Below are 7343 nucleotides of genomic sequence, written 5' to 3' on the forward strand. Positions count from 1 at the left end.
CTAATGTTGGGCTAGCCAGCGCTGCGTGAAGGCAAAGATAGCGTGCCGATTTTGCCGAATCGCGCAGTACAGATACACCCCGAGCAGTCCCCACAGACAGAGATGACTCAAGGTGCTGTAAGTGTGAATGATTTGCTGGTCACTCCACCCGGCATTGCTCAAGTTATTCATGTCGCCGCTGGCTTCGCCGCCCCACAGCGATCCCCAGGGAATGGCCGCCTGCCCCTGCTGGATCTGTTGCCAGAGGCTGAACTGGCCCCAAAAGGTAAACGCTGCGCCGATCACGACGGGATAGCGATAAAAGTCCCACCGAAAATAGTCGGGTAGGGGGAAGAAAAAGCTCACCATGAGCAGGGTGCAGAGATAAAGTTCGCCACCAATGCCGCCAAAGGATAATAGGGTTTCAAATCTGTACGCGGGCAGGAGCCAGGTAAACCAAAACTGAATCACGGCCAAGACTCCGGCCAAGACCATGGGCCAGCGTTTGCCTTCGCGGCGGCCCACCCAAAAGAGTAGACCCAGCAGAATGAGCACGCCGCAGTAGACAAACAGCGATCGCTCCAGATTCACATTTGTCCACCCAATGGGCAGAGGGATGGCCCGTCGTCCGGCTAACCAAGCGATGATGGCGTGCCCAAATTCGTGGAACCAGATTTTGATGCCAAACAACAGGGCATTGACCAGGGGCAACGCATTCATCACCAGGCCCAACAAGAGCAACACGGGAAAGACCAGGGCGCTGACGTAGCGATTATTGAACGATAAAACGTCGGTATCGTCCCGAGTGGCAGGGGGCGGCAGGGGGACGAGACGCTTCCAGCCAACTTTTTGGGCACTGACCAAGCCGTAAACTTCAACTTGGGCAATCTGCGCTAAGCCCAGGGCCTTGAGGTCTTGCTGGGCGAGCAAAGTGTAAATGGCGGCGGCGGCCTTGCTAGGGTGGCGGGCTGAGGCGGGTTTTAGCTGAATCTGTAAACGGTCATCTTTTAGGCGGGTGGTGCCCTCTAGGCCCTGCGATCGCAGCAATTGGGTCAGGGCTTCGAGATCAACGGTTGGCTCGTCGGTTTCGGCAGTGGGCGATGCGGCGATCGGTGGTTGCAGGTGTCGTTTGAGCAGGGCATGGGCATTTTTCAGGGTCGCGATGGTGCCGCGATCGCCGTGACTGAGCAAGTCTGCCCGGCGCTGAAAGTAAGCCGCATCAACCTCTTCTAAAGAAGCATCAGGCGTTACCCCTAAAGCCATAAACGCCTCATGGACAAAAGCAACCGGGATGCCAGTCGGCGTCGAGCGCGTCCGGCCCAGTAGCTTGGCGGTAATCGGTTGAGGGGTTGGGTTGGCCGTGGCCGTTGGGGTCGGGGGCGGGGGCGGGGTCGGGGGCGAGGCCAGCATGGGCGGTTCGTCATGCTCGCTCCCTAAGAGAACGATGTCAGCTTGCCAGCCGATGTTGGGCTGCTCGGCCAACGTGCAGTGAATTTGCACCACCCCAATCGTGTCGATCTGCAAACGCTGGATGCCGCGACGAACGGTGGCGACGACGCTGGTTTGGTCGGGCAGCGTCGCACCGATCAGTTGCAGCACTAGGCGATAGCTGTGACGTTCGGCGGTGACGGTGATGCCCTGTTTTGCCAAGGCTTGGTTCAGCAATTGAGCGATCGCTGCCGCTTCTCCGGCCTTAGCTCGTTCGATGAGTGAAGCTGTTGACATAACCCTCCTTCCAGCACCTGTTGATAGGATGCCCACAGGAATCAACCCCAGGTGGTAGCGTTAAAAAATGTTTAGCGTCTTGCTCGCCCGTCCCCCTGCCTCCTTTTATTACTTGCGATGTCTATCTCAATCACGGTCAAACTGTTTGCAGCGTATCAAGATGCCTATGGTCAACCCGAGTTGACGTTGGAACTTCCAACCACGGCAACGGTGGCCGCGGTGCGTGATCGCCTCATCGCTGAGCATCCTGAACTAGCACCATGGCGCGACTTAACTCGCTTTGGGGTTAACTTACAGTTTGTGGAGCCCGACACTCCCTTGCAATCTGGGGATGAAGTGGTCTTGATTCCGCCGGTGAGCGGCGGTTGATGACACGGCCATCAGAGCCGTCATAAGTAGCTGGGCCTAATTAACCGGTAACCGGGTGGCTGATCGAGCGGAGGCGAAATCCGTCTAGCGAAATAATTGTGCCTACCACCTTACTCCTCGTCGCAAATAGCTTGAGGACGCAAAAAAGGTTCAGCCCCATAGAACCGAACCTTTTCAACAGTTGAATAAGGCTGGCAACGACTTTTCGACGACGCCAACCAGTTAACTAAACAGCTTAGCGGCCAGCAAAGCTCCGATTGTTGTTCTGCTCGCGGGGACGCGCCTTGTTGACACGCAGATCGCGACCCATCCACTCAGCGCCATTCAGCGCCTCAATGGCTGCATCCTCTTCCGATTCAGCACCGAGCTCGACAAAGCCAAAGCCACGCTTGCGGCCCGTTTCGCGATCAGTGGGCAGTTGCACCCGCTTAACGGCACCATACTCAGCAAAGACGCTGGTCAAATCTTCTTCGGTGACGTCGTAAGACAAATTGCCGACATAGATGGACATAAGTTTTCTCCAAAATTTGAGGGATATCGAGAGTGAAATTTCGGAGAGAACTTTGCCAACGGCAAACGCAAAAAATCGTTCGTACCTGAAACAAAAACTGCAACCGAATCTACTAATCTCAATCGGATATTAACATCCTCATCCCGAAGGTCAACAACCCATTCCCGGTAAAAAATGTGCAAAGCTTAACATCTTGCCGCAGTCTTGCTGGGTGATGGCCCCCTGAGGGCGATCGCAGCGCCCCCCTCCCACCGTTATCAAACAGGTGAGCCCCCGCCGGAGAGGCCGACCCTAGACATCGCTGGCGGCTCAAGTCGTCCCTGGTTCACACCTCGCGATCGCGGTAATCAACCACACTGTCTCGATTTTTGCCGTCATGACCCAGCAACGCTTACTTAAAGGGCTACAGTTTTTCGCCGTAGTGGTGTTCACCGCTGCCGCCATTGTGCTGATCCAGCGCTTGGGGGTGGCCCAGCTGCGATCGCAGGTTGAGCAGTGGGGCGTCTGGGCTCCGGTGGGCATTTTCCTCCTGCGCTTTACAAGTGTCGTGATTCCCGCCCTTCCCGGCACCGCCTATGCCATTTTGGCCGGGGGACTTTTGGGCTTCAACCAGGGAGTTGCCGTGATCTGCTGTGCCGATATCTGCTCTTGCTCCCTCAGTTTTTGGCTGTCGCGACGATATGGCCGCAACCTGGTCAAACGCTTAGTCGGTGAAGGGTTTATGTATCGCATCGACACCTTCAGCCAGCGCCATCTGGAACGCAATTTTTTTCTGATGACCGGATGCCTGATGACCGGATTCTTCGACTTTGTGTGTTACGGGGTGGGGTTGACCAAGGCTCCCTGGGGCCGCTTTATACCCGCTCTGGTGATCAGCATTGCGTTGTCCAATCCGCCCTTTGTGGCATTAGGAGCTGGCATTTTAGAAGGCGGAACCAGATTGCTCGTCTTTGCCCTGTTAGGGGTGTTTGGATTAGCCGTGGTGACCTATTTCGTACAGCGCCGCGACGCCACAGCTTGATTTTATCCGTGACAGAGAACATATCAGGCCAAAGCATTGTGCCGCAGCCATTGCATACCGCATCGCCGGAATATCGCTCGCTGGCTTGGGGTGCAGCGATTTAGCGATATCCTTGGGCAATTGCGAGCAGCACTCCAGCACAGCAACACCTCAGCAGGAACGATACAAGCAGCTGACTCACTGCACGCATCCGGCACTTACTCCTATTCGTAATGTTCTTCAGTCGTCAGGCCGCAAAGTGGAAACTTTGGTCACGGGGCATAACTCACAACCATGGCCGGAGATCCCGCTATTTTGACCAGCCCTTACAACAATGGCGATGGCTCTGCCAACTGGTCTGCTAGTGCTCTGTCAGTGCTTGATTTTAGGGTGATGCACACTCGCCAACATCCTATGCCCTGCGGGCAGGCATGGCCTACGACAAACTCAGGATGAGCGAGATCTGGGCGTTCGGGCTCAGCTTGGCGTTCACGCAGTGGCTCCCTCCAGAAGCAAGCCTCAAGTTTTAGGCTTGACGCTTCACTAGTCTAGCTTCGCCGAGATCCGATCATATCCATGAATACATACGGAGCCATCATGGAGTAGACGCCCCATCGCTCACCATCATCGCCGCACTTAAGCGTGAACACGACTACGCAAACACTGCTTCTGGCGAGGCGAAAGGCGATGACTAAGGGCGGCCATGTCGCCAAAATAAATTTTTTCGTAAGTCATCAATGGGGACTGTGAAATGTAGTGGAAGGTAATGGAATATCGATCTTGTCCGATGGGCGGTCGCGCCCGGTGGAAAATACTACAAGTATCAACAATGAAGGCCGAATGCTGAGGTCCCGTACAAGCTTGCCAATACTCCGCTGGAATGTAGCGGTCCATCACCTCGTCAGACACGAGCCCCGAGGAGTAATTCATCGCTGTCGCAGCGGTTTGGCTTAGCGGTTTCGACATGCATTCAAATGGACCGCCTCGTTCATCAACATCATTGAGATAGATGATTACCTTCATCATGCGGCGATCTTCTTTGTCAATGTGCCAGCAACGCACGCCTTCTAGAGAATCGTCAGAAACTTCTCGCTTGAGTTCAGCGCCCAAATAGTAAACCGGCAATTGAATGTAGTTTTCCGCTAGGTCTAAGAGGGCTTCATTGGCACCCCACAAAAAGATTTCAGGATGCTGGTTCAGAGCCGCCGTAGAAATTCGATTGCGTGACCCGTCAGAGTAAAACTGGGTGGCATCTTGAAGGATTTCCCAAGCCTTATGCACCATGGCCTCTGTGTCTGAAACAGCGAGCTCTTCCAGATTAGTTTTTGCCACCCCTTTGACGCTCAGACTATTCAAGAGATCGCAGTAACGAGAGCTGAGTTTAGGCAACATTGCCTTGTGCGAATCAACTTCTCGATAGTAGGCAAAATTGAGCAGCTGCTTGACTGCGGGAAGCTGCTTGAACTTCCAGGTCAAATTTTGAGAGTTTCTGTAAAAGTAAGAGGCTTGAAAGAAATCGTTGGCGAGCATACATCATTCCGTAATTCCCACCAATGAGGATGGCAATTGAGGTATGGCGGAGGCTACCGTATGCTGGTTCTCTTTAAGTAATCTTCATTTTTTTCACCAGGACATAAAGTTACGGCTAGACGTTATTTATACTTTTCATTTTATCCGTATAAACACTTAAGCAGATTTCTGTGATCACCGTAATGTTTCTAAGTGACATTACTGGGCCGCGTCAGATACCTTCCAGGTATCGTCCCTGGTGTAGTTAAAGACATTCTCGGGATGGCCTTGTTGTTTTTGTGAATTTTGTCAATATCGCAGTGACTGAGCTGGCCGAGGTCTATCTGCCCTTGTCCGGATTGGTCACATTGGGCTTTACCCTTCAGTATGGAACGCGCACATGGGCGTAGGACTCCTTAAGAATCTAGTGCATTGAGTTTCAAGCAGAAATTTCAGCACTGGGGGCGATGTCGTCGATGGAGTCGTCTATCCCTTCACCGAGGATGTTGGTTAGGGTAGCGATCGCTCGCGGGTCGCTCACCATCCAAGGATGCGCCAACACCGGCAGTTGCATCATGGTGCCCACGGGTAACGCGGAACTGCTGGACGGCACAATCATCAGATCAAACGGCGTCCACACCGAGGTGAATTCCACTGCTGTGAGCTCATCAACGGTGTTGTTTAAGTCTTGCAAAAACTCGCTGTTGGGCCGCATTTGCCGCGACCCAGGATTCGATCGCAAATAGCCCGTCCAAGTGCCATGGTGGGGCGATGACAGGGTGACAAACCGCCGCACTCGCTCCAGGCCACCAAGCCTCTGCAAATAGTAGCGACTCACAATGCCGCCCATGCTGAAACCCACTAAGTCAAACTGAGTTGAGGGGGGGAAGGTTTGCTCGACGTATGTCTGCACTTGGGCGGCCAGTTCCTCTAAACCGACATCGCCATTGTTGGGCGTGAGGTCGATCGCGTGGATGTCCTGCCATCCGCGATCGCTCAAATCATTGACTAACGTCTGAAAAATTTTGGCAGTGTCATCAATGCCGTGAATCAGCAGAATTGGCGATCGCGATGCAGACATAAGGACACCTTTCTCGGGGCTGGGCGCGCTGCGGCGTTGGATGCAGGCTTGTGTTCAAGATAGAGCAAGACGACACGATTGCTCTGGCGGGTTGTGCCGATTACGCAGCTTTGGCAGAGTCGGCGTAGTGCCAGGTGGTGAGGCCGTCGCGGGGTTCGGGGATGACGAGGCCGAACCATTCGAGGCGATCGCGGTTTTTGGTAATGGCGTCGAGTTTTTTCTGGGTGGTGCGGCCTTTGAACTGGGCGGCGATTTGTAGGGTAGTCCAGTCGCCGGGGGTGGTGCGCAGCAGGTTGTGGATGGCGGCGAGCTGGGCTTTGGGCTGGGTGGGCCATTTCTGTTGCTCGACGGGTTCAAAATCGATGACAAGTCTGAAAGGGTAATTAAAATACATCTATAGAATCAATATCTATAATCTCATCTTTCTCATATTCCGAAGATCTCCAAACAGATGAGAAGAGGCGATTATTTAATTCAATAACCTTATTGATATTTGTGACCCTTTCGAAGTCATCACGCCCTCTTGCAGCTTTTCTCAAGCCATTCATGGTCAGATTTGCTGATCCCTTAAAGGCGATTAGTCCATCAATTATGACCACCTTCTGATGAGGATATTCCTCATAGTTAGTTCCGCTATCGTATGTATTAATTTCCCAGCCATATGGCATTTCTTTATTTGTGTCTTTCAGCTCGTTGGCTGTCCAGTGATTCACATTTGACACCACTCCGCGTACGCGTACGCCTCTAAATTTTGCTGCCTTGAGCACTCCTATTACTTGGTCGTGAATACCATAACTAACAAAATGGATGTATTTTTCGGCTTTACTCAAAGCACAAAATAGTTTTGAGATTGGACTCTCGTATAAATCTCCGGAGGCACGCAGCAGCTTTCGACTATGTCCAAGTACATTGTCAACTGAACTGATACGGTAGCCTTTGAGAAAACTCCCGATTTCCCTGGCTTTGGAGCTCCCCGAACAAATATATAAGACTTCACAGGATGGGCATCTAAGCCCTTGCTCTTCTTCTATGAGCTTTCCTTGATGAATTGCTTCATTGCGATTTGAAGTTGTTTTGACCCGACCTAATCCTCTCACTGGTGCAGAAAAGTTTTGGGAGCAAAGTATCGGTAGTCTCATCGTGAGAAAGTCGTCACTTTCGAGAACTCA

Annotated in this window: 8 protein-coding genes; 2 read left to right on the forward strand and 6 right to left on the reverse strand. The window is 52.8% G+C overall.

Features of this window, described 5'->3' with window-relative positions; all coding sequences use genetic code 11:
- On the reverse strand, nt 1-1704 hold the full coding sequence (locus tag JUK32_RS27155; RefSeq protein ID WP_204142021.1) for a hypothetical protein: 1704 nt from the start codon (nt 1702-1704) through the stop codon (nt 1-3).
- Nucleotides 1705-1821: 117 nt separating this feature from the next.
- Here JUK32_RS27155 and moaD point away from each other — a divergent pair, with 117 nt between their 5' ends.
- Nucleotides 1822-2073, forward strand: a complete 252-nt coding sequence (gene moaD, locus JUK32_RS27160) for a molybdopterin converting factor subunit 1 (RefSeq protein WP_204142022.1) — start codon at nt 1822-1824, stop codon at nt 2071-2073.
- Nucleotides 2074-2308: 235 nt separating this feature from the next.
- Here the strand turns inward: moaD and JUK32_RS27165 are convergent, their stop codons facing one another.
- Complete coding sequence (locus tag JUK32_RS27165) at nt 2309-2584, reverse strand: RNA-binding protein (protein WP_204142023.1); 276 nt, start codon at nt 2582-2584, stop codon at nt 2309-2311.
- A 376-nt stretch (nt 2585-2960) separates the two neighbouring features.
- On the opposite strand from JUK32_RS27165, the gene JUK32_RS27170 reads away from it, so the two are divergent.
- The gene (locus JUK32_RS27170) at nt 2961-3605 is read left to right on the forward strand and encodes a TVP38/TMEM64 family protein (protein ID WP_204142024.1); all 645 of its coding nucleotides are present in this window, start codon (nt 2961-2963) and stop codon (nt 3603-3605) included.
- Nucleotides 3606-4220: 615 nt separating this feature from the next.
- Here JUK32_RS27170 and JUK32_RS27175 read toward each other — a convergent pair.
- From JUK32_RS27175 to JUK32_RS27190, 4 genes are all read right to left on the reverse strand, one after another.
- A complete protein-coding gene (locus tag JUK32_RS27175) occupies nt 4221-5114 on the reverse strand; it encodes a hypothetical protein (RefSeq protein ID WP_204142025.1) in 894 nt (297 codons plus the stop codon).
- A gap of 418 nt (nt 5115-5532) precedes the next feature.
- Nucleotides 5533-6174 (reverse strand): triacylglycerol lipase, encoded by a 642-nt coding sequence (locus JUK32_RS27180; RefSeq protein WP_204142026.1) that lies wholly within the window; start codon nt 6172-6174, stop codon nt 5533-5535.
- 100 nt (nt 6175-6274) lie between these two features.
- Nucleotides 6275-6568, reverse strand: a complete 294-nt coding sequence (locus JUK32_RS27185; RefSeq protein ID WP_204142027.1) for a hypothetical protein — start codon at nt 6566-6568, stop codon at nt 6275-6277.
- Nucleotides 6558-7313: a phosphatidylserine/phosphatidylglycerophosphate/cardiolipin synthase family protein gene (locus tag JUK32_RS27190; RefSeq protein WP_204142028.1), complete on the reverse strand. Its 756-nt coding sequence runs from the start codon at nt 7311-7313 to the stop codon at nt 6558-6560. Before JUK32_RS27190 ends, JUK32_RS27185 begins: the two co-directional genes overlap by 11 nt.
- Between the last annotated feature and the right edge of the window lie 30 nt (nt 7314-7343).

Source organism: Halomicronema sp. CCY15110, assembly GCF_016888165.1.
In the GTDB taxonomy this organism is placed as follows: Bacteria; Cyanobacteriota; Cyanobacteriia; order Phormidesmidales; family Phormidesmidaceae; genus Halomicronema.